Origin of the sequence: Enterococcus sp. MSG3299 (assembly GCF_050555765.1) — a bacterium.
In the GTDB taxonomy this organism is placed as follows: domain Bacteria; phylum Bacillota; class Bacilli; order Lactobacillales; family Enterococcaceae; genus Enterococcus; species Enterococcus faecalis.
The window spans coordinates 897,375-919,875 of the sequence record NZ_CP187869.1 but is presented as its reverse complement, the minus strand read 5'-3'; the positions used below and the strand labels follow the sequence as shown (position 1 = coordinate 919,875).

At 37.7% G+C, this 22,501-nt stretch carries 18 protein-coding genes and 1 other annotated feature; of the genes, 8 read left to right on the top strand and 10 right to left on the bottom strand.

Annotation, left to right across the window (positions count from 1 at the left end; all coding sequences use genetic code 11):
* Positions 1 to 57 precede the first annotated feature (57 nt).
* From IGL23_RS04590 to IGL23_RS04575, 4 genes are read left to right on the top strand one after another with little or no spacing between them, the layout of a single operon-like run.
* On the top strand, positions 58 to 789 hold the full coding sequence (locus tag IGL23_RS04590) for an amino acid ABC transporter ATP-binding protein (protein WP_002361604.1): 732 nt from the start codon (positions 58 to 60) through the stop codon (positions 787 to 789).
* Between the two features lie 34 nt (positions 790 to 823).
* Positions 824 to 1,651: a transporter substrate-binding domain-containing protein gene (locus IGL23_RS04585; protein WP_002360586.1), complete on the top strand. Its 828-nt coding sequence runs from the start codon at positions 824 to 826 to the stop codon at positions 1,649 to 1,651.
* Between the two features lie 45 nt (positions 1,652 to 1,696).
* Positions 1,697 to 2,410 (top strand): amino acid ABC transporter permease, encoded by a 714-nt coding sequence (locus IGL23_RS04580; protein WP_033595289.1) that lies wholly within the window; start codon positions 1,697 to 1,699, stop codon positions 2,408 to 2,410.
* 11 nt (positions 2,411 to 2,421) lie between these two features.
* Positions 2,422 to 3,087, top strand: coding sequence for an amino acid ABC transporter permease (locus IGL23_RS04575; RefSeq protein ID WP_002382114.1), 666 nt, complete (start codon positions 2,422 to 2,424; stop codon positions 3,085 to 3,087).
* A gap of 197 nt (positions 3,088 to 3,284) precedes the next feature.
* Here IGL23_RS04575 and pheT read toward each other — a convergent pair whose 3' ends face one another.
* From pheT to IGL23_RS04530, 9 genes are all read right to left on the bottom strand, one after another.
* Entirely contained in the window at positions 3,285 to 5,708 is a 2,424-nt protein-coding gene (gene pheT / locus IGL23_RS04570) for a phenylalanine--tRNA ligase subunit beta (protein WP_033594226.1), read from the bottom strand.
* Positions 5,709 to 5,715: 7 nt separating this feature from the next.
* Positions 5,716 to 6,762 carry a phenylalanine--tRNA ligase subunit alpha gene (pheS, locus tag IGL23_RS04565; protein ID WP_033594225.1) on the bottom strand — a complete coding sequence of 349 codons (1,047 nt, stop codon included), beginning with the start codon at positions 6,760 to 6,762 and terminating at the stop codon, positions 5,716 to 5,718.
* A gap of 56 nt (positions 6,763 to 6,818) precedes the next feature.
* Positions 6,819 to 7,037: a binding site (T-box leader), on the bottom strand.
* Between the two features lie 43 nt (positions 7,038 to 7,080).
* On the bottom strand, positions 7,081 to 7,425 hold the full coding sequence (locus IGL23_RS04560; protein WP_002358035.1) for a winged helix-turn-helix transcriptional regulator: 345 nt from the start codon (positions 7,423 to 7,425) through the stop codon (positions 7,081 to 7,083).
* 69 nt (positions 7,426 to 7,494) lie between these two features.
* Positions 7,495 to 11,289: a helicase-exonuclease AddAB subunit AddA gene (addA, locus tag IGL23_RS04555; RefSeq protein ID WP_033594224.1), complete on the bottom strand. Its 3,795-nt coding sequence runs from the start codon at positions 11,287 to 11,289 to the stop codon at positions 7,495 to 7,497.
* Positions 11,282 to 14,872, bottom strand: coding sequence for a PD-(D/E)XK nuclease family protein (locus tag IGL23_RS04550; RefSeq protein ID WP_033594223.1), 3,591 nt, complete (start codon positions 14,870 to 14,872; stop codon positions 11,282 to 11,284). Before IGL23_RS04550 ends, addA begins: the two co-directional genes overlap by 8 nt.
* Positions 14,873 to 14,982: 110 nt before the next feature.
* Positions 14,983 to 15,531 carry a signal peptidase I gene (gene lepB / locus IGL23_RS04545; protein ID WP_002358039.1) on the bottom strand — a complete coding sequence of 183 codons (549 nt, stop codon included), beginning with the start codon at positions 15,529 to 15,531 and terminating at the stop codon, positions 14,983 to 14,985.
* Positions 15,532 to 15,751: 220 nt separating this feature from the next.
* Positions 15,752 to 16,471: a LutC/YkgG family protein gene (locus tag IGL23_RS04540; protein WP_002361597.1), complete on the bottom strand. Its 720-nt coding sequence runs from the start codon at positions 16,469 to 16,471 to the stop codon at positions 15,752 to 15,754.
* The gene (locus tag IGL23_RS04535; RefSeq protein ID WP_002365496.1) at positions 16,464 to 17,936 is read right to left on the bottom strand and encodes a LutB/LldF family L-lactate oxidation iron-sulfur protein; all 1,473 of its coding nucleotides are present in this window, start codon (positions 17,934 to 17,936) and stop codon (positions 16,464 to 16,466) included. Before IGL23_RS04535 ends, IGL23_RS04540 begins: the two co-directional genes overlap by 8 nt.
* Positions 17,937 to 17,948: 12 nt before the next feature.
* Positions 17,949 to 18,710 (bottom strand): (Fe-S)-binding protein, encoded by a 762-nt coding sequence (locus IGL23_RS04530; protein WP_010713035.1) that lies wholly within the window; start codon positions 18,708 to 18,710, stop codon positions 17,949 to 17,951.
* Between the two features lie 369 nt (positions 18,711 to 19,079).
* Between IGL23_RS04530 and IGL23_RS04525 the strand changes: the two genes are divergently transcribed.
* The 4 genes from IGL23_RS04525 (at position 19,080) to IGL23_RS04510 (ending at position 21,767) form a co-directional block, all read left to right on the top strand.
* The gene (locus IGL23_RS04525) at positions 19,080 to 19,367 is read left to right on the top strand and encodes a hypothetical protein (protein ID WP_016614957.1); all 288 of its coding nucleotides are present in this window, start codon (positions 19,080 to 19,082) and stop codon (positions 19,365 to 19,367) included.
* Between the two features lie 180 nt (positions 19,368 to 19,547).
* Positions 19,548 to 19,733, top strand: coding sequence for a hypothetical protein (locus IGL23_RS04520; RefSeq protein ID WP_002358046.1), 186 nt, complete (start codon positions 19,548 to 19,550; stop codon positions 19,731 to 19,733).
* Between the two features lie 170 nt (positions 19,734 to 19,903).
* Positions 19,904 to 21,256 carry an amino acid permease gene (locus IGL23_RS04515; protein ID WP_002390076.1) on the top strand — a complete coding sequence of 451 codons (1,353 nt, stop codon included), beginning with the start codon at positions 19,904 to 19,906 and terminating at the stop codon, positions 21,254 to 21,256.
* Positions 21,257 to 21,365: 109 nt separating this feature from the next.
* Complete coding sequence (locus IGL23_RS04510; RefSeq protein ID WP_002369637.1) at positions 21,366 to 21,767, top strand: YxeA family protein; 402 nt, start codon at positions 21,366 to 21,368, stop codon at positions 21,765 to 21,767.
* Here IGL23_RS04510 and IGL23_RS04505 read toward each other — a convergent pair.
* Positions 21,764 to 22,498: a class I SAM-dependent methyltransferase gene (locus IGL23_RS04505; RefSeq protein WP_033594222.1), complete on the bottom strand. Its 735-nt coding sequence runs from the start codon at positions 22,496 to 22,498 to the stop codon at positions 21,764 to 21,766. The two genes, IGL23_RS04510 and IGL23_RS04505, sit on opposite strands and share 4 nt — an antisense overlap.
* Between the last annotated feature and the right edge of the window lie 3 nt (positions 22,499 to 22,501).

The window sequence follows — 22,501 nt, the reverse complement described above, 5'->3', positions numbered from 1 at the left end:
TTTCTCACCGAATCCTCTGTTATCTTTTCTACCAAATGATTGCAAAGGAGACTGCCTATGATTTCTTTAGAACATGTAAATAAGTATTTTGGGGAGCATCACGTTTTAAAAGATATTACTTTGAATGTAGAGCAAGGAGAAAAAATTGTCATTATTGGACCCTCTGGCTCTGGCAAAAGTACATTAATTCGGTGTATGAACCAATTGGAAAAAGTCAATGATGGTTCCGTCGTAATTGATAACATTGACATCACCAAACCGAAAGCACCGATTCAAAAGGTTCGCCAGAAAGTTGCCATGGTCTTTCAAAATTTTAACTTATATGCTCATAAAACGATTATTGATAATTTAACGTTAGCACCGATTAAAGTGATGGGCGTTTCCAAAGAAGAAGCGGTTCGTACTGGCATGGAGTATTTAGAACGAGTCGGTTTGGCTGATAAAGCTTCTGCTTATCCTTCGCAGCTTTCTGGCGGGCAGCAACAACGGGTCGCTATTGCTCGTGCCTTAAATATGCATCCTGAGATTATCCTTTTTGATGAACCGACTTCGGCACTTGATCCAGAAATGATTCAAGAAGTTTTAGATGTAATGGTCGATCTTTCCAAACAAAATATTACCATGGTTTGTGTCACACATGAGATGGGCTTTGCTCGTCAAGTGGCTGACCGTGTAATCTTCATGGACCAAGGACAGATTATTGAACAAGGAACGCCTGAACATTTCTTTACAAGCACTGAAAACCCTCGTGCAAAAGAATTTCTAAGCAAAATTATTCATAACGGGTAATGAATAAAAAAACAAAAAATTGGAGGAATGAACAATGAAAAAACAAAATAAATGGCTGGCTGGACTCTCCTTACTTGTATTAGCAGGCATCATTGTGGGCTGTGGTAGCGGCAACAATGACTCAACTTCCAAAAGTGCTTCATCAAACAAAACGGTCACAGTAGAACAATTAAAAAAAGCGGGGAAAATTAAAGTAGGTGTCAAAGAAGACATTCCTAATTTTGGCTATATGAATCCTGATACAAACAAAAATGAAGGAATGGAACCAGATATTGCACGCTTGATTGCGAAAGAAATTACCGGCAGCGAAGAGAATGTGGAATTTGTGGGCGTGACAGCGAAAACGCGCGGTCCCCTTTTAGACAATGGTGAACTAGATATGGTAATTGCTACATTTACAATTACTGATGAACGTAAAAAGACTTATAATTTTACAACTCCTTATTATACAGATGAGATTGGTTTCCTTGTGCGCAAAGAGGATAACTTCTCAAGCATGAAAGATTTAGACGGAAAAACAATCGGCGTTGCACAATCTGCTACGACAAAAGAAAACTTAGAGAAAAAAGCGCAAGAGGAAGGAATCAAATTTACTTATCAAGAATTAGGTTCCTATCCTGAATTAAAAACAGCGTTAACTTCTAAACGAATTGATGCATTTTCAGTGGATAAATCAATCCTATCTGGCTACGTGGATGGCAAGACAGAAATTTTAAAAGATGGTTTTTCGCCACAAGAATATGGAATTACCACAAAGAAAGCAAATACTGAATTAAATGATTATCTAAATGGTTTAATTGAAAAATGGGAAAAAGACGGCACACTAGAAAAAATTTATCAAGACTGGGGCTTAAAAAATTAATCATTCCTAAGACTTGAAGAATCAAAAATTTTAGGAGGGATTTTTATGTTTTTGTTAGCCAATATTTTCTGGCTTGAAGAAGGGCCATTTGCCTTATATCGTTGGGAAGCTTTATTTCAAGATTGGCGAATTTTTGGTCAGGCATTTCTCTATACTATTCTGCTTTCTTTAGGAGCGATCTTAGTTGCCTTTGCTTTAGGCATTTTCTTTGGTAGTTTATCAGCGACCAAAAGTAAACTTTTACACGCAATTAGTCGTGTCTATGTAGAATTTTTTCAAAACACACCTTTGTTAATTCAATTTATCGTAGTCTATTATGGCTTTCCTCTGCTAAGCCCGCTGCTTTCATTTTCTATTACTACGATTGCCATTCTGTGTGTAGGCTTCTATCATGGCGCCTACATTTCTGAAGTGGTTCGCTCAGGAATCGGAGCTGTCCCAAGAGGGCAATTTGAAGCGGCTTACTCCCAAGGATTAACGTATGGTCAAACGATGCGGTATGTGATTTTACCACAAGCATGGCGGATTATGTTACCGCCTTTAACTAATCAAGTAGTGAATCTAATTAAAAATACGTCAACAGTTGCCATTATTTCTGGCGCAGACGTAATGTTTGCTGCCAATAGTTGGTCGTCTGTCAACTTGAACTATATTCCCGCCTTTGCGCTTGCTGGTTTCTTATATTTCATTCTTTGCTTCCCATTAGCGAATTTGGCTAGAAAAATGGAAGAAAAAAATAAGAAAGCATATAGTAGATAGGAGGAAAACAGATGCCTTTTTCAGAAGAAATGCGTCAATTACTGACAGCAAATAATTTTCAATTTCTATTTAACGGCTTAAAATTGACGCTCTATATTTCCTTCGTCTCAATTATTTTGAGTACGATTTTTGGCACCATTCTAGCCGTTTTGCGAAATCAAACCCATGGACCACTGAAGTTACTTGCCAGTATTTATGTAGAAGTGGTGCGTAATATTCCAAACTTATTGTGGATTTATGTTATTTTTTTGATTTTCAAAATCAAATCCACACCTGCTGGAATTGTGAGTTTTACTGTGTTTACCACCGCTGCTTTAGCGGAAATTATTCGTGGTGGTTTAAATGGTGTTGATAAAGGACAAATTGAAGCGGCGCGTTCTCAAGGGTTTTCAAATTGGCAAATTCTTTATCATATTGTTTTGCCTCAAGCCATTCGCAATGTTTTACCAGCGATCGTTTCTCAGTTTGTTACTGTCATCAAGGATACAAGTTTCTTGTATTCCGTGATTGCTTTACAAGAACTCTTTGGCAAATCTTATATCTTAATGGGGCGCTACGCACAAACAGGACAAGTATTCACTATTTACGGAATCGTCGCCCTTATTTATTTCATTATTAACTTTAGTATCTCACAATTTTCACGTTGGCTTTCACGAAATTGGGCGAAAAGTTATTAATGTAGTTAAAAACAGGAGGCTGAGACAAAAGTGTTTAGCTCCAAGAAATAAGAAGGAATTTCCGAAAATTGTTCTTTAATTTTTGGAGAATTTCGGCTTATTTCCGAAGGAGCTGCTTTTGTTCAGCTGATTATCTTAAGATTTAGAAAGTGGGGCATAAGTCATTTCGACTTATGCCCCACTTTCCTGTTTTTATTTTATCTTACTTCTACTTGATGTTTTTCAATTAGCGCTTTTTCAACCTTTTCCATTGAACGGTTAATTTCTTCATCCACTAATGTCGCTTCTGCATTAACGAAAGTTAAACTATACGCCATTGATTTTTTGCCAGCGCCTAGTTTTTCACCTTGATATACATCAAATAAATGAATCTCTTTCAAATATTTACCTGCGTTATCTGAAATAGTTTTAACTAGTTCTTGATTGGTAACTGTTTCATCGACTAATAAAGCAATATCTCGAGAAACTGCTGGGAATTTAGAAACTGCTTCATAAGTAACCCCGCCTGCTTCTGTGGCTACTAATTGTTGCAAGTTTAATTCAGCAACATATGTTTCAGGAATATCGTACGCTTTCGCTGTCGTTGGGTGAACTTGTCCGACAAAACCAACCACTTCACCTTCTAAATAAATCCATGCTGTCCGGCCTGGATGCATTTCTGGAATCGCCGTTGTCGCTTGATAACTGATTTTTTCTGTTAATCCTAAAACAGCTACAATACTTTCCACTAAGCCTTTTACTGTATAAAAATCAACGGCTGTTGCTTTTGTTTGCCAATCTTTAACCATTGTATTACCAGTTAAAGCAAGTGCTAAGTGATTTTCTTCTGTAGGTAAATTTTTTGTTGGATCTTCTGTTTGGTAGAAAACGCGTCCTACTTCGTAGAAGGCGATATTATTATTTTTACGCGCCACATTGTATGCGACATCATCTAATAAACCAGAAATTAAGTTCATACGTAACACAGAACGCTCTTCACTCATTGGCCATTGCAAACGTGTTGTTTGACTTTCTTTCATCATAAATTGACGGGATTTTTCTTCTGTTGTCAACGCATAGCTGATGGCTTCACTCGTACCATGACCTTCCAGTAAGCTCTTTAATTGGCGCGTAACATGTTGTGCTTTGGTTAGACTTCCAGCAACTGTTTCTCCACTTGGCAATGTTGAAGGTAAATAATCATATCCATAAATGCGCGCCACTTCTTCAATAATATCTGCTTCAATCGCAATATCCCAACGTCTTGGTGGAATCGTAATTTCATATGCGCCTTGATTTACTTCATAAGCAAAACCGAGTGCTTCAAAAATTTCATTCACCGTTGCTTCATCTAATGCAGTGCCTAAATATTGGTTGATTCGTTCTAAAGTCACAGCTACCTGCGCTTCTTTTACGGCCACTTCAGAACCAATTGCAGTGCCTGAGACCACTGTTCCGTTGGCTAACTCTGCAATCATCGCGGCTGCCACATCACAAGCTAGCCCAACTGTCGCTTGGTTGATGCCTTTTTCAAATCTACTTGAAGATTCACTCCGTAAATTGAATTGTTTAGACGTTTTGCGAATAGACAATGGATTGAACAATGCCGCTTCTAAAGCCACAGTTGTTGTTTCTTGACTGATTTCAGAATTAGCTCCACCCATTACACCGGCTAAGCCGACAGGCGTTTTTCCATTCGTAATGACGATATTTTCTTCTGTTAATTGACGTGTTTCACCATCTAATGTAATTAGTTCTTCTGCTGCTGTTGCTCGACGAACCAAGATTTCTTTACTATCTAATTTTTGATAATCAAATGCATGCAATGGTTGACCAAATAATAATAAAATATAATTTGTCACGTCCACCACATTGTTAATCGGACGGATTCCTTCATTCATCAATCGGTTTTGCAACCACTGAGGACTTTCTGCAATCGTCACATCTTTAATGACACGAATTTGATACGCTGGTGCATCTTGTGAATCTTCAACAGTCACTGTTACGTAATTTTCCACGTTATCTGAAGCATCTTCTTTGAGTTCAGGATCATTAAACTGAGGCGTTTGACGATAAATTGCGCCAACTTCATAGGCTACCCCTCTCATACTTAATGCATCTGCACGGTTTGGTGTAATTGATAATTCAATAATCGCATCATCCATGTCTAAATAAGGGAAAACAGGTGTCCCATTCACTGCTTCTTGAGGTAAATAATAAATCCCTTCAGCATAGGCTTTTGGTACGACATTGTCTGAATATCCTAGCTCTTCTAACGAACAAATCATTCCGTTAGAGACTTCGCCACGCATTTTACCTTTTTTAATTTTTTGATTTCCTGCAATTCTTGAACCAGGTAACGCTACGATGACTTTAATTCCGGCTTTTACATTTGGTGCTCCACAAACAATTTGTGACAATTCTTCTTCACCGATGTCTACTTGGCAAATTGATAAGTGGTCAGAGTTTGGATGAGGAACACATTCTTTTACTTCACCGACAACAATTTTCTTTAATCCTTCTTCAGGTACAGCAACGCCCTCAACTTCGATACCTGTCACAGACATTTTGTCCGCTAATTCTTGCGGAGTAACGTTTGAAAGATTAACATATTCATTTAACCATTTATAAGAAACTAACATTTTTCAACTACTCCTTTACCTTGAATTGATTTAAGAAACGTAAATCATTTTGATAAAAATTACGGATATCATTTACACCATAACGTAACATAGCAACGCGATCTGGTCCTAAGCCAAAGGCAAATCCTGAGTACTCTGTTGGATCAATCCCTGACATTTGTAACACATCTGGATGAACCATCCCCGCACCTAAAATTTCAATCCAACCTGTATGTTTGCAGACGTTACAACCTGCGCCGCCACATTTAAAACAGCTAACATCTACTTCGACTGAAGGTTCTGTAAAAGGGAAATAGCTAGGACGTAAACGAATTTTACGATCTTCACCAAACATTTTTTTCATCATGACTTCTAACGTCCCTTTTAAATCACCCAATGTGACATTTTTATCGACAACAAGGCCTTCAATCTGATGGAATTGGTGACTATGTGTCGCATCATCTGTATCACGACGGAATACTTTCCCAGGAGAAATCATTCGTAATGCACCTTTTGAAAAATCGTGTTTTTCCATTGTTCGAGCTTGAACTGGTGAAGTATGCGTACGAATTAACATCTCATCTGAAATATAAAACGTATCTTGCATGTCGCGTGCCGGATGATCTTTTGGTAGATTCATGCGTTCGAAATTATAATGATCGGATTCTACTTCGTATCCTTCCACTACTTGATAACCCATGCCTAAGAAAATATCTTCAATCTCTTCCATAACTTGTGTCAAAATATGACGTGTGCCTTGAGGCATTTGTTTTCCAGGTAAAGTTACATCTAAACTTTCTTCTTTTAGTGCCGCATTTAACGCTTCGTTTTCTAAAACAACTTTGCGCGCTTCAATTGCTTCTGTTAATAAATCACGAATTTCATTTGCAAAGCCCCCCACCACTGGTCGTTCTTCTGGCGAAAGGTTTTTCATGCCTCTTAATACTTCGGTGATTGGCCCTTTTTTTCCTAATGTTTCTACGCGAATTTGGTTTAATTCTTTTAAAGTAGCAACTTGTGCGATTTCTTTGAGCGTATTGTCTCTAAGAGCTTCTAATTGCGCTTGTAATGTCATTATGCGTTCCCCTCTATCTTTTATTTAAACTAAAAAAAACGATAACCCATTCCTTTCAAAGGAACGAGCTATCGTGTTACCATCCTAATTCATAACAAATTGTTGTCATGCACTCATTTCATTTAACGGCAATTACCGGTTTGCTTTCTTCTTGAAAACAAACAAACTCAGGAAGTGAATTTCGCTTGGTGACTGTGTAAATCAGCTTCCAGTCTCTGGCTGACTCTCCCTAAAACACGTCAATTCAAACTACTTGTTTCCATCACTGTTTTTTTAGTTATTTAATTACGTTTAGTTTACAAGAAGTTTTGCTTGCGGTCAACTGCATTCTTCGTCTTTTACCCATTTTTCTGCCCAATGTTGAATTTGTTCCATTGCTAATTGCAAGTCTTCGCCTTTTTCGGTTAGGAAATATTCTAAGCGATTTCCTTCACCGCAACGAACAGCTTTGGTGATAATTCCTTCAGCTTCTAGTTCCTTCAATCGCTCTACTAAGACACGATCACTTAACATTGGAATTTTTTCTTTTAATTCGCCAAAACGTTGAGGACCTCGTTCTAATAAAACATCAATAATTAAACCATTCCATTTTTTACCAAGTATTGAAAATGATTTTTCAAATTTGGGACAAAGTACAAACGATTCTGTTTTTACTTTTTCCATCTTCCTCACCTCTTCAATGAGTATAGCACATCCCTTACAAAATGTAAGTGTTTCTGCTTCTAATTTTTTCTACTTTATAAAATCTACAACATTTCCTGTCTGCATGTCAATAATTACTCCTCCATTTAATAAAATTAAATAGACGTGCGACACCTCTTTATGCGTTGCCTCTTGTAGCGCTCTACGATAAAGATTCATCTGTCCGCGATACCGTTCGACAATTTCAGAAATTGCTTGGGGAGAGGTGCCTTTTACATGATCGGTTTTATAGTCATACAAAATGCATTGATTGTCTAATTCGATATAGCCATCAATAATCCCATGAATTAATAAATCATCTTGTGTCGTTTCTGGATAATTTTGAATGAGCTCTTCTGCTTCAATCAGCATAGAAAAAGGTTGTTCCCTTCTAACGGTTTGATGGTGTTGAATCAATTGTTTTCCTAAGGCGGTGTCAAAGAAGGCCACGATTTGTTCCAGATTCATTTTTTCAGCAATTGCTGGTAAAATCAATTTATTTTCCACTAAGCGTTCTTGAACAGCTCGCACTTCCTCGTAAGAAGGTTGCTTACTTAAATCAATTAGTTGTAATAAATAATGGGTTGCTGTCCCAATTTCAGCTGCTGAGGGCGCTTGAACCGTATCTAAAAATTTAGGCTTACTTAAATCTCCTTCAATCATTCGATTGACAATCAACGGTTGCGCTTGAATAGTATTGTCTTCCCGAACCTCAATTTTACCAATTTCTTTGTTATCGGGGTCATCAAATACTCGCTTGATTTCAGAAACAGACTGATAACTGGTGGTCCGAGTAGCCACTTCAAACGGATAATTGAAACTTAACCGTGCAAGGCCACGATTGATTTTGTCAGCAGATAATTGCGCTTTTTCGGCTAAATCCTCTGCTTGTCTTTCTGGCAATTGTAATTGCTGAATGGCTGCTCGTAGTTGTTCTTCGTTGAACCACTGAATATGAAAATTAGCTGGGTGCTTTTTGACTTGCGGAACGTTACTTACTACTACTTCTTGCTGATATTCATCGGCTTTTTGATGACGTACCAATGTCATCCCAACCCAATTCATTAAACTACTTTTACTTTGCAAGCGATTTTCAGCTGGTAGCACCAGTGTTTCTACATCGCCAACTTTCAGCCACTCTTTCCACATCGCCGCTTGGTCTTTATAGGAGCCTACCAGAAAAAGTTTCTGTTCTGCACGTGTCAACGCCACATATAACTTCCGCATTTCTTCGGATAGTAATTTTCTTAATCGTACTTGTTTAATCGCCAAAAATGGTAAAGTATCGTACATAACTCGTTCTTCAGGTTGTAAATAACGAATGCCTACCCCTAAATTTTCTTCAAAGATATAGCGTTCATTCAAATCACTGACATTAAATTCTTTGGTCATATCTAAAACGAATACCACCGGAAATTCTAACCCTTTACTAGCGTGAATCGTCATGACGCGTACGGCATTCTCTTCACTTAAAACGACTGGTTCTGCTAAATCTTTGTCTTTTTCTTGCATTTTTTCGATGAAGCGAACAAATTGAAATAATCCGCGGAAGGTTGTTTTTTCATACGCCGCGGCCCGATCGACCAACGCATATAAATTGGCTTGGCGTTGTTTGCCAACAGGCAACCCGCCAACATAATCAAGATAGGCCGTTTCCCGATAAATCGTCCACAGCAAGTTGCTAATCTGGTTGCGTCGAGCCTGTTCCCGCCATTTTTCTAATGATTCAGCAAAACGTATAGTTTTTTCCTGAACAACTGCTTCCTCCATGGTTGGTTCCATCTTTTGATTAAACGTTAAAAATGCTTCGTAGTAACTGGTTTCCTTATTAGCCAAACGAATAAGCACTAATTCGTTTTCTTTTAATCCAACAATTGGTGAACGTAACACAGCTGCCAAAGGAATGTCTTGATAGGGATTATCAATCAATTGAAGCAAGGCAATCATTGTACGAATTTCCGTTGCTTGGAAATAATTTTGAGCATCATTGACTTGAACTGGAATTTCTAATGATTTAAAAACATCTAAAATAGTTAAATTATTTTTCTTCGTAGGCGTTAATAAGACAATATCTTGATAAGTAATCGGTCGATCCGTTTTCAGCTTTTTATCATAAATTAAGAAATTTTGGTCAATTAATTCACGAATTTTCAAAGCAGTAACGTAAAGTTCCCCTTCTGTCTTATCTTCAATCAACAACTCAGGGGATTGTAATTCTGGAAATTCAACTGATTCTGTTGCTTTTTTTTCATAAATTAGCAATTCAGTTGAATAATCAGCCGCCTCCGAAAATTGATCAAAACCATGAACCAAAGCAGCTGACTCATCGTAAGCAATTTGGCCCACTCGCTCATCCATTAATTGACTAAATACTAAATTCGTAAAGTCTAAAACGTCTTTGCGAGAACGAAAATTTTCAGCTAGAATAATTCGTTTGCCCTCTTTGCCTTGCCCATACTGATTGTATTTTTCAATAAACAATGTAGGATCTGCCAAGCGGAAAGAATAAATAGACTGTTTCACATCTCCTACCATAAAAAGGTTTCCTTCTGTGCTAAGCGGACGGCGCAACCAATACAAAATAGATTCTTGTAATTGATTGATATCCTGGTATTCATCGACTAACACTTCATCAAATTTTTCGCGATAGTAAACCGAGGCTTCTGATGCATGCCAGCCATCTGCCTGATTTTTCGCTAAAATAGCTAACGTATAATGTTCTAAATCGTTAAAATCCACTAAATTTTTAAGCCGTTTTTCTGCGCCATAGGCCTCCATAAATTGTTTCCCCACGTGAGCCATTTCTTGAACAATGGGCGTGGCCTCTTTCAAGACTTGTTTCATGGCATCTGGGGAAAGTGTAAACAGTTGCTTTTTCAAATCATTTAACGCTTTTTTATTTTGTTCTCGTAACTGTTTGGCTTGTTCCGCGGTTGGTTTCAACTCTTCGGCACGAACCGTTGGGTAGCGGTCAAAGCTCAACAATTCAGTCAAATTATAGGCGCTCTCTAAATCATTTCTCTCTAAAAATTGTAAAAATTGTTTTGTTTGTTCCTTTTCATTTTGAGCTAAATACCAAATCTTTTGAAGTTTCTCTTCGCCCTCTGTTAAGGTCACCATTTCTTCGTAACGCTGAAGAGTTCGTTGTAACGTCTCAACGGCTAGCGGTTTTAAATACGTCTGAAATAACGTTGATTCGCCTAGCTGATCCCCTACTTCGTAGGCTTGTGTTAAGCCATTAATCCACGCCTCTGGATCAGGATTGGCTTTGGCAAATTCATAAAAAGAAAAAATTAAGTTAGTGAGTCCGTCATCACTACGGTCATTGGAAAAATTCGCTGTTAATTGGTAAAACGCTTCTTGATTTTCCGCATAAAATTGTTCACGTAATGCATCCCAAACATCTTCTTTTAATAACAATGTTTCTGTTTCATCTGTTAACATCCGAAAAACTGGATCTATGTCAATTAAATAATAAAAACGACGAATAACAGTTAAACAAAAGGCATGTAACGTGCTGATATTGGCTGTTGGCAAAAGAGCAATTTGACGAGAAAAATGCCGTCTTCTTTCTGGATCTTGTTCTTCATTCATTGCCTTTTGTAAAGCCACTTGGATACGTTCTTTCATCTCATGGGCGGCGGCTTCAGTGTACGTCACAATCAAGAGACGATCGATATCGACGCCGCTTTTGACTTTTTCAATGACACGGCGGACTAAAACAGTGGTTTTTCCTGAGCCAGCCGAAGCAGAAACTAAGATATTTTCATCGCCATCAAACACCGCTTGCCATTGACTGTCGGTGAATTGCTCATTAGCTGGACGTAGTGGAATTGTTTTACTCATCTTCGGTTGCTCCTTCCTCATCTTTGTTTAACAAGCGCGCCATAATTTCCTCTTTGGATAAATTCTCAATACGATGATAATTATTTTCTTTTAACATCACATCAAAATCACAGACACTTCGAAACGGACAATAGCGACAAGCAATCCGTTCCTTGCCTTGATAAGCGGGATTAAGTTGAACTTCGCCGCCAATAATTTGATTCCCCGCTTCAATAAATTTATTTCGGTTATGGGAAAGCAACGCGCCTAATTCTGGTTCTGTCACAAATTTATCTTCTTGGCGACGACCAGGTTTAATTTGTTCTTTGGCGGATTCTTCAATCGGAAACAGCAACGAACTTTGTTTAGCTTGCAGACTCGTATCTAAATGATCCAATAAATCTGGGTCTTTCATCAAAAGACCATCAAACTGATATTTTTTAAGCATTTGTTGTTCAATGTCGTCTTTGCCTTCATAAGATAACGTAGGATTGTGTACATGCAGATAAAGTGAGCCAGCAGGTTTAGCTTCTTGACCAACTAATTGCACAGCATCCATTAAAGCCACATCCAAGTACGTCAGCATTTGCATGGCTAAGCCGTAATACGCTTCTGTCATATTAAATTTACGGTGACTCGATTTATAATCAATCACACCTAAATAGGTTGATTCGGGTGTAACCAATTGATCAATCCGGTCGATTTTTCCCCGAACATGAATTTTCCCTTGATTTTTTAATGGTAATTCCAAACCAGAAATTCCTTTTTTAGCGGCAATTTGGCCAAATAACACTTCCGTTTGAACAGTCGTCATGCCACTTCGTTGGCTTTGACGTTTCAGCGCCCAACTGACTTTTTTAATTGTTTGACTCAATTGATAGCGAATATAGTTCATGCGACTAGAGGTCGTTAATACAGAAAAACGCGCATCCCCTAAAATACTATTTAGCACTTCCTCCGCCAATAAATTGACTTCCTGATCGGTTAATTCAGATAAGTTCCGTTGATTCATAATCAATAATTTAAAGAACTGATCCAATGCTTCATGGAAAAATTCCCCTGTAGCTGCTGGCGAAAGCCCAAAGACATCTCTTTCTTTCAAACGTAAGCCATAGCGAGAAAAGTATTGATATTGACACCGATAAAAACTCTCCATCCGAGAAACGGATGTATAAATATCTTTACCATATAAAGGTTCTGCTAAGACCTCATCAATCTTTTCAGGAATATTTTGATGCGTTAAACTTTCGAAAACTTGCTTGGCTAGCGGCGCAATTGATTGGTTCATTAGCGCTTTTTCCATATTTAACCAGAAAGGCAACAATCCTTCTTGTGTTTCTTTCCGTTGTCTTTTCAAACGCGTTAATTCACCGATTAACGTCCGATACGTACTAATATGGGCTAAACTGGTCGTTTCATCATCGAAAATGGTTGTTTCATTTTTTTCAAAAACGGGCAAGTTTAAATCTTTTTGGATATTTTTAAAATAAGGAGATGGTTTGACTTCTTGAGCGGTATCTTTAACACTTGGATAGGTTAAATATAACCTTTCTCGCGCTGAAGAAAAGACAAGATACGCAACATAAGGTTCTTGCGCAATTTTGCGTCCGGTTGTCCCACGTAAATATTGGTTTTCCGTTAAAGTATCATTGATTGTCTGACGTTCTTCATCAGACAATAGTGTTTTATTTTCAATCTTTTGTGGAAAAATTTCTTCCGTCATCCCAATAGCAAAAGTAATCTTGGCAGCGCCAGGTCGAGTTAAATCCATTGCGCGAACTTGTACTTGGTCAATCGCTGTCGGCACTTTACTATAGTGCAAACCTTCCAAGCCACTAACAAATATTTCTTGAAACGTTGTAAAATCAAACGAACTTTCTCCGTAAACAGTGACATATTCATCTAGTAACGACATCAATGCATCCCAAGTCTGTTCATGGTTACGAGCTGTTTCTAGTTGACCTGCTTCGATAGCTTGTAAGCGCCACATTTTTAATTGTGTTGCCACACCACTTTGCAGTAAAAAGTGATAGAAGACGGTCGCTGCTTCCAAACCAGTTTTAGCACTTATCATTGCTTGAAAGTAACTAGGTAACAGCCGTTGAAGCGATTGACGAATCGCATTTGACTCTTCTTCCATCGTAGCGACATCTTCTTGCTCTTCCGCTTCAAAATCATACCGAATAAATTCCCAATCTTTTTCTTGTGACCAATAATAACCTTCATAGCCGTATGCCAGGACTACATTTTCGGTAATATCAACTTTTCTGCGCCAAGCGTTCCGTTGGTTTAACCAATCAGTCAAGCTTTCTTCAGAAGTAGCGAGTTGATTCATTGGCATAAATAATTCCGTTCTCAAAAAACGGAGCACATCGCGATAACGATAATTGTACGAATGAATAGCAAATAAAGATTCAATCCATTCGACTAAAGGATGCCGATCCATAGCCATATCTCGGTCGACATAAACAGGAATCTCGTGTTCCGCAAAAATCGGTTCTAATAAATTTTCATAACAATCTAAATCACGAGTCAACACCTGAATTTCTTTGTACCGATACCCTTCTTCCACCACTAAACGGCGAATTTCGGTTGCAACATGTGTTAATTCTTCTTTAATGTTTTCAGCACGCCACAGAAATAAGCCATCGCCTCTCCAGTCAGTTGTGCTTAATGGAGGCAGGTGTTCTTGCGATTGAATCCAATAATCATTTAATCCTTGCAAGTCTGGATTTGTAATTAATACCTCTTTCTTTTCCACATAATCTGAAAGAATCGGAATTTGCTTCTGTCTTGCTAGTTGATAAAGCTGATGATAGGTTTGTCCCGCTTCATAAAATAACGACCGCGGATCAGGTAAGTCATGCGGATATTGTTTGTCCAATACGAGGGCTACTTTCACAGAACCTGCTTGCGCCATTAGCACTTCAATCAACTTTAATTCTCTGGCGGTAAACTGCTGATAGCCTGAAATAACGAATTGAACATTCGACAAATCAACCGTTTGTAAATACTCGCTTAAATGTTGAATAATCTCCGCTGATTCATAGCCATACTGACTCATTTGTAATTGGAATCGCGTAAAAATCAACGTTAAATCTTGAAACTTAAGTTGTAAATCTTGTCCTTTAGGGTTCTCCGTTTGTTTTTCTAAAAATGGATAAAGCTCCGCAATCTCAATATTGCCTTCGCGCATTTCTTGATAAAGCTGAAATAGTTGCTGAATAAAGCCAGGCTTATTAATTTCACCTCTAAAAATTTGTAACTCTTCTTCTGCTTCTACTAAAATTTTGCGAAAAATCATGGCAGCACCTGCGTCAGATAAAACATCTGCCGAGTAAAAAGGTGTATGTTGTAAATAGTACCAAGCCAAACGATAAAAACTAAAAACCTGCAGACGGGTACTGGTTATTGAATCAGACGTAGTTGTCTGTAATTGACGTAACTTTTGCAAGACTTGAATTTCTTGCTCAAACTTAATATGGTTCGGGACTAAATAGAATACTTCATGCTGTGCGTCTTCCTCTAGCCATTGTTTTGTCGCCTTTATAAGTGGCGCTTCTAAGTCTGCCACGGCGGTTCCTCTAATAAACTGCACACTCATGGTTTCACATCCTTTTCCTTTGCACTGCCTTTATTTTACCACAAAAGAAGGACGGAAACATGTGTTTGTTTTTACACATTTCCGTCCTTCTCTTTTACTCATTGTCTCTTTTATTGTTTTGACACTTCTGGTATTGGACCAAACCGTGAGAATGGCCACATCACAAATTTCACTTCACCCAAAATATCTTTTTTATGAATAAAACCAATGACACGACCGTCTTTTGAATTCCGTCGATTATCACCTAAAACAAAGTAGCTATCTGCTGGTACTTTTTCTTTTAATGAAAAATCGCCTGTCAAAGGTTGACCATCTGTTAAGGCTTTTTTAAATTCATCTAAATAGGGTTCGTCAACTTCTTTTCCATTGATGTACAACGTATCATCCTTGTACGCAATTGTATCTCCAGGTAAACCAATCACACGTTTAATATAATTTTTATCTGGTTCATCTGGCGCTGGAAAAGTAATAATATCGAAACGATTAATTTCTGTGTTTTTTAACGTAATTACCCGTTCACCATCTGCTAACGTTGGATCCATTGAATGACCTCTCACTACGACAGGCGTAAATACAAATTGTCTCAGTAAAAACAGACCCAAAGCTAAACAGGCAAAAAAGACGACTGTTTTAATTAATTCTTTTGATTTCAAACTCATTCCTCCAAAAACCTTATTATCTTATGTCTCATATTCTACCACAAAGTAAATCAATCCTATAGTGCTTAACACCCAATTAATTTTTATGTACGCTTTTTTTACAAAATGGTCAGAAAAAAAACGTATTTCTTTCAAATTTGATTCTTACTTTTTTGATCCTGCTCATAAAAAAAGCATAATCAATTCTAAAAAGGGCTGAATTGATTATGCTTCTAGCGTTTTAGCGATCCATCACAACCACGTAACAAACTTCTAAAGGACCATGCAACCCGACAACCAGTTGCATTTCAATATCTCCTGAATTAGAAGGCCCTGAAATAAAGTGAATCGCTGAGCCGATTTTTTCGCCTTTTTCTATTTTTTCTGTATAAAAAGCTGCTGGCTGAGTCGAACGTGGAACGAGTTTGCTAAACGGTATAATTGAAATGTAATGCTTCGGTAAAAAATGTAAGGCTCTGCCTTGTCCCGCATTGGACTCCACCACAATCGTTCCTGATTCAGCTAGTAAAAACTCAGCAAAGGCAATCGCGATATTTGCCTGAGCAGCTGTTTGAATATTCGCTTCTCGTTGCTCACTTCCAGGTTGCCATTGCTTAACAGAAACAGCCTCTAATGACTTAGCTAAATCAGCTAATCCATAGGCTTCAAAACGTGCATCTGTTGGCAATAAAAGATTGCCTCCACCAAACTCAGCAACAATTTGCTGAATCGTCGTCAGTAAATTTTCTTGTGTGGTTTCCACTAAGTTCGTGTGAATCGTTTCCACACGTTCTTTCACAATCGTTAATAGCTCTGCTGGTGTTTTATCTGCCAACTGTTCTTCTGGTAAATGATTAACTGGCTCAAATGGATGGGCCGAAACAGGCTGTTTTTCTACGCCTAATTTTTCTCGTAGATTTTGTAAAAAAGGTTCTCGATTTTGAATCGCTTCGTTAGTCATTTTTTTCACCTTCTTGATGTTTTTTGAACCAACTTCTGAAGTTTTCTGAAGATTTTGGTGGTCTTGGCAAATCACGAACATCGGTCCAACCTTTTACTAACCCTGGTCCTTTATCAAGGTAGCCCCCATGATTGTACATGTTTTCAACAGTAATGTCTTTTTGTTTACTTAAAATGCCCGCTGCAGCATGATCGACTTTCATGGCTGCTTTAAACATTGCTGGTGAACCAGTGGCTTTACCTACCATACGCATTTGGAAATCTTCAAATCCATGTTTCATTTTCAGATCATCGGTCATCACTTTACGATGTTCAATTAATAATTCGTGCAATGGAATTTTCACAGGACACGTTTCCGTACATGCCCCACAAAGACTAGACGCATAAGGCAATTCCCCAAACTGTTTATATCCACCTAAAATTGGAGAAAGCACAGCACCAATTGGTCCTGGATAAATAGAGCCATAACCGTGCCCTCCAATATGGCGATAGACCGGGCAAACATTCAGACAAGACCCACAACGAATACACTGTAAGACTGGCTGAAAGGCTGTTCCTAACGCTTTTGAACGTCCGTTATCCAAAATGACCACGTGAAATTCTTCTGGACCATCGGATTCATCCGCATTTTTTTGCCCGGCAAACGTCACATACGTTGTTAAATTTTGACCAACGGCACTTCTGGCTAAAAGGTTATCTAAAACCTCTGCTTCACGCATTGTTGGTACGATTCTTTCCATTCCCATTAACACGATTTGTGTCTTAGGAATACTGATGGTCAAATCAGCATTTCCTTCATTTGTATTTAAGTTAATTAAGCCGCTATCCGCAATAGCGAAATTACAACCTGTAATGCCAATCTCCGCTTCCAAAAAGAATTTGCGCATCACTTCTCGTGCACAGCGTGCCAAATTTACCGGGTCATTATCTCCTTGATACCCTAATTTTTTCGCAAAAACCTGACGAATCTGTTCGCGATTTTTATGAATACTTGGGAAAACAATATGTGACGGCTCATCCCAGTCATCCATTTGTAAAATGAATTCCGCCAAGTCTGTTTCCATCACACTGACATCGTCTAATCCCAATAACATTGGATCAATATCGACTTCGGTCGTCACCATTGATTTAGATTTCACAATTTTTTTCGCCTTTTTTTCTAGAACCACTTGTTTCACATATTCATTGGCCTCTTCGGCGGTTTGAGCAAAAAAGACTTTGCCACCTCGTTTGGCGACGTTATCACTGAACTCTTCTAAATAGTCAGGCAGATACTGAATTGTATGTTGGCGAATTTGTTCTCCCAGTTCACGCCATTGTGGCCAATTGCCTAAAGCTTCCCGCGCACCTTCTCGTTTCTCCCATTGGGCATCTTGTGCTTTGGCGACAGCCTTTTGCATAAACACATCTTTTTTACTTTCTTCAATTCGTTCACTTAACGGCTTATTGCTCGTTGATAATCCCACAGTTCTTCCCCCTTACCCTACCGATATGATTTGTGGTTGGTCCATGCGTGCTTCATCCACTTCGTGATTAAGGACTTCTGCAATATGCATAATCTTAATCTTTTTCCCATCACGATTGAATTTACCCCCGATATTCATCAGGCAACCCATATCCGCACTAATTAAAATTTCTGCGCCCGTATCAATCACATCGTTCATTTTTTCCGTCACCATTTGTTCAGAAATAGCTGACATTTTCACTGAAAACGTTCCGCCAAATCCGCAACAATTTTCAAGATGTCCTAAAGGAATCATTTCTAATCCTTTCACATGATCCAACAAAACAAAAGGCGATTCTCGTTCATTTAAAATTCTCGTCATATGACAAGAACGATGATAAGTTGCTTTCCCATGTAGCGTTGCGCCAACATCTTTGACCCCTAAGACACGATAAAGAAACTGACTAAACTCGTAAGTTCGCTCAGCTAAACGTTGTGCTTTTGGCCCATAAATAGGATCATCTGCTAAAAATTTGTGGTATTCTTTCATCATGCCGACACAAGACCCCGCAGGTCCCACCACATAATCGGCACCGTCAAAACTATCAATTTGATTCTTAAGCGTTGTCGTGCTCTCTGTCACATAGCCACTATTATACGTTGGCTGACCACAACACGTTTGGCTTGTTGGTAAAACCGTTTCACAGCCATACCGTTCCAAAACCTCTACCATTGCTTGCCCTACATTTGGAAAAAGTAAATCCACCACGCATGTCGAAAATATACTCACTTTCACGCAAAATAACCTCCTCGTTTTCTACGAAAAGGCTCCATGAAATTAATTGGGCGGCTGTCATTAAAAGTCACTTGGCTGTCGTCTCTAACTACTTCACAGTGCCTTTTCAACAAATACGTTATTTGTAACAAAAATCGTTTTTTAAAATGATTCTTATACAATAATTATTTTACCAGTATCTGGTTTTAACAGCAAACGATTCCAGAAATTTTGTGCATTTTCACACAAAAAAGGAGGCTTTTTTATAAAAGTTTCTTTTAACCCCTTTGAAATTCGTTTTTTCTGAAGAAAAGAGTGACGAAATTTTGAAATTTTGGTAAACTAAGAAAAAACGAGAAACGAGGGCCATGCATGTTCATTTCATTTAACATGTTTATTCTATTAATTGTTGCAACGATCCTAATGATTTTTCTGATTATCTATTTGACAGTCACTGGAAATGATAAAAATAATAAAAAGAAACAAAAGAAAGAAACAAAAAGAACTACGCCAACTTTAAACAAAAAAACAACTGTTCCCCCTTCTCAGAAGCCAAATGTTGTGACTGATGTTGCAAAAAAGAGCGAGCCGGAAAAGCAAACCGTACAACGAACACAGCAACCAACCACTAGAGAGGACGAGACTTCTCAATTTACACGAAGCCAACGTCATAAATGAAAATGGGACATAAGTCGAGATGACTTATGTCCCATTTTCTAATTCTTAAGATAATCAGCTGAACAAAAAATCCACTAGTTATTTTACTTTTTCTTTTAATTAATAATAGTTTATTCTTCTTTTCAGGTGTATACTAAATGATTGAAAAGAGACTTTTACTAATTAGGAAGAGGTGATTTTTTGTCTGCAAAGCGGTTTATTCAATTATTCATTTGTTATGCTATTTCAATGATTGTCGCAATACTTTTAACGGACTTATTTAATTTCTCGAGTCCTATAGCTTATTTAGTAGTGGCTAGTATCATCGGCTATGTAGTCATTACTGTTCCATTAACAATTATGACCCTATTAAAAAATAAAAATTAATAAAAAAATTGAGCGATTTTAATCACTTAAATTGCTCAATTTTTTTATTTTCATAATATTTTTCACTTATTTTTTCATTTTCATTGACAGAATAGTTGTAATTGTCAGAAAATTGTATATAATAAAGAAAGTTATTTTCATATTATTTTTTTCAATTAAAGGAGAATCCTATGAGTGAAACACAACAAACAACCTTAAAAAAACAATTAAGCTCGCGCCACATTACGATGTTAGCCTTAGGGGGAGCGATTGGCGCAGGTCTTTTTAAAGGAAGTGGCGAAGCAATTGGTATTGCTGGTCCTTCTGTTTTAATCGCCTTTCTAATTGGCGGTGCTGTTCTCTTCATCGTCATGAGTGGTTTAGGAAAACTCGTTTTAGATGGCGGAGACACACATCATGGTTTGTCTGGCTTAGTTCGACCATTTTTAGGTGCACATTCTGCTGACTTTATTGATTGGGTTTATTATTCCATGTGGACAATTAATATTATCGCAGAAGCGGTTGCCGCAGCTTCCTTTTTACAACTTTGGTTTCCTAATATTCCTGCTTGGTTTTTTGTTTTTATTTTAGCTATTTTAACGACGCTCATTAATCTTTACTCGGTTCGTTTATTTGCAGAAACAGAATATTGGTTGGCGTTTGCTAAAATTAGTGTCATCATTTTGTTAATTATTTTTGGTGTTTATCTAGTGGGACAACAAATGCTAGGCAGTGGTGTCTTCCCTACTTTACAAAGCATCACTAAGCATGGTGGCTTCGCCCCACATGGCATGAAAGGTATTGTTAATTCTTTATTAGTAGTTATTTATTCTTATGGCGGTTCAGAATTAATCGCGATCACTGTCAGTGAAGCAGATGATCCTAAAAAAGCCATTCCTAAAGCGATTCGTGGTGTGATGGGACGGATTATTTCCTTCTATATCATTCCATTATTCTTACTTTTGATTATTTTCCCTTGGAATACATTAGCAGGCACAACGGTGAGTCCATTTGTTATGGTTTTTGAAAAAATGAATATTCCTTTTGCTGCTGACATCGTAAATTTTGTGATTATTTTAGCCTTGTTTTCTTCTATTAATTCTGGGGTATACGCCTCTTCTCGCCTTTTATATTTTCGCTTAAAAGATAAAAAAGGACCCATGAGTAAACTAGCGGTTTTAAACAAGCACCAAGTACCTCAACGTTCAGTTTTCTTCTGCGCAAGTGTTTTATATCTGGGCGTTATTCTTTCTTATTTTGTTGGCGATGAATTATTTGGTTACTTAGCCGGTTCTCTCTCTTACACTGTCTTGCTAATTTGGATTTTAATTAGCGCTGCGGCGTTTGTTCTGTCTTTAAAACGAGGGTCTCTCTTTGAAAAAAGTATTAATCTCCTTGCTTTAATCATTTTAGGCCTCATCTTTATTGGCATCTTATTTACAAATTCGTTAGGCGTTACTCTTTTAACAGGCCTATTGTACTTTGTTATTTTCTTTAGTTATCGTAAGAAAAATGATTCCTTTCTACTCTCTGATGAAAGCTAAATAGACTGAAAAAACGAACAGTTTTGTAAGAGAACTGTTCGTTTTTTCGATGTTCCATCTCCTTCTTCTTTTGCTATGCTATTTTTGTAAATTGTTAGGAGGAGAAAAAATGAAAAAAATCGGCGCTATTTTATTTATTGGCTTATTGATTGTTGGTGGTTATACAGGCTATCGTTATTATGCAGATACATATAAGGGTGAAAAAGCCTATGCACAAGTTCCTCTAGAAATTCCTGAACGAAAACAAACAGTAGATGACAATCAAAAAAGCATAGATGGCCAATATTCTTTACACTATCGACTAACTTTTGTTAAAAGTAATGGAAAAACCCAAGTCATGGATTACGAACGGACAGACAAAAATCCGCAACCTTTGGAACCGAATGCTTACATAGAAGCAACCATTAGTAAAAAAAGAATCATCCAATCTCCTGTCAAAATTGATAAAAAAGAGATACCAGAAAAAGCTTTCGCACAATTAAATAACCGAAAAACAACCAGCGATAATTAGTAATCGCTGGTTGTTTTTTTACATGAAATAACAATTAATTCATAAATAACGGTATGCTGATTTTGCTTAATTTCATGAGAACCAAAAATTTCTTGTACGCGTTGTTCTAAAATTGGAACTGACCATTGTTCTTCAAAATAGCTGCGGAAAAAGTCTTTTGAAATAGTTTCTGATGCTTCAAAGAAAAATTTTTTTGTGAAAAAGGGTCGCTGTTCTTTTTTTAGAAATGCTTTGTATTTTGCCATCCAATTTAACTGCGGGTTGCTCTCTTGCTCAAAAGGAGAAAATAACAAATCTTGCTCTTCCACTAGCCGAAATATAAGACACCATTTCTCACTTAATTGGCACAATGCATTAACTTTTTCCGGCGTATCCAAAGCAGGGTTCATCGCTGAAAAAACGACTTGAAATTTTTTCCCAGTCTCAATCAGTCTTTCTTGGCTTTGGTGAAGAAAAACAACGTTGCTTTGTGCTTTTGCTTCCGCAATCTCCAACATTCTCTGAGAAATATCGGCTAGCGTGTACTCCGTGACTTGCTCTTGAAAAAAAGGCAAATATCGTCCCGTCCCACCTGCGATATCCAGAAATGTCTGACACGGAAAAATGCCTTCTTGGACCAAGAAATCACGTAATTCTCGGGCAATTGGAAATGGCGATTCTTGTTGAATTTCTTCATATTCTTCTGCAAATTCATCCCAAAATTCCGCTAATTCTTGCTCATTATTATTCATCAA

Excerpts from the sequence above, each read along its gene's own strand:
- IGL23_RS04590 (WP_002361604.1), top strand. The coding sequence starts at position 58 with ATGATTTCTTTAGAACATGTAAATAAGTATTTTGGGGAGCATCACGTT.
- IGL23_RS04585 (WP_002360586.1), top strand. The coding sequence starts at position 824 with ATGAAAAAACAAAATAAATGGCTGGCTGGACTCTCCTTACTTGTATTA.
- IGL23_RS04580 (WP_033595289.1), top strand. The coding sequence starts at position 1,697 with ATGTTTTTGTTAGCCAATATTTTCTGGCTTGAAGAAGGGCCATTTGCC.
- IGL23_RS04575 (WP_002382114.1), top strand. The coding sequence starts at position 2,422 with ATGCCTTTTTCAGAAGAAATGCGTCAATTACTGACAGCAAATAATTTT.
- pheT (WP_033594226.1), bottom strand. The coding sequence starts at position 5,708 with ATGTTAGTTTCTTATAAATGGTTAAATGAATATGTTAATCTTTCAAAC.
- pheS (WP_033594225.1), bottom strand. The coding sequence starts at position 6,762 with ATGACATTACAAGCGCAATTAGAAGCTCTTAGAGACAATACGCTCAAA.
- IGL23_RS04560 (WP_002358035.1), bottom strand. The coding sequence starts at position 7,425 with ATGGAAAAAGTAAAAACAGAATCGTTTGTACTTTGTCCCAAATTTGAA.
- addA (WP_033594224.1), bottom strand. The coding sequence starts at position 11,289 with ATGAGTAAAACAATTCCACTACGTCCAGCTAATGAGCAATTCACCGAC.
- IGL23_RS04550 (WP_033594223.1), bottom strand. The coding sequence starts at position 14,872 with ATGAGTGTGCAGTTTATTAGAGGAACCGCCGTGGCAGACTTAGAAGCG.
- lepB (WP_002358039.1), bottom strand. The coding sequence starts at position 15,531 with ATGAGTTTGAAATCAAAAGAATTAATTAAAACAGTCGTCTTTTTTGCC.
- IGL23_RS04540 (WP_002361597.1), bottom strand. The coding sequence starts at position 16,471 with ATGACTAACGAAGCGATTCAAAATCGAGAACCTTTTTTACAAAATCTA.
- IGL23_RS04525 (WP_016614957.1), top strand. The coding sequence starts at position 19,080 with ATGTTTATTCTATTAATTGTTGCAACGATCCTAATGATTTTTCTGATT.
- IGL23_RS04515 (WP_002390076.1), top strand. The coding sequence starts at position 19,904 with ATGAGTGAAACACAACAAACAACCTTAAAAAAACAATTAAGCTCGCGC.
- IGL23_RS04510 (WP_002369637.1), top strand. The coding sequence starts at position 21,366 with ATGAAAAAAATCGGCGCTATTTTATTTATTGGCTTATTGATTGTTGGT.
- IGL23_RS04505 (WP_033594222.1), bottom strand. The coding sequence starts at position 22,498 with ATGAATAATAATGAGCAAGAATTAGCGGAATTTTGGGATGAATTTGCA.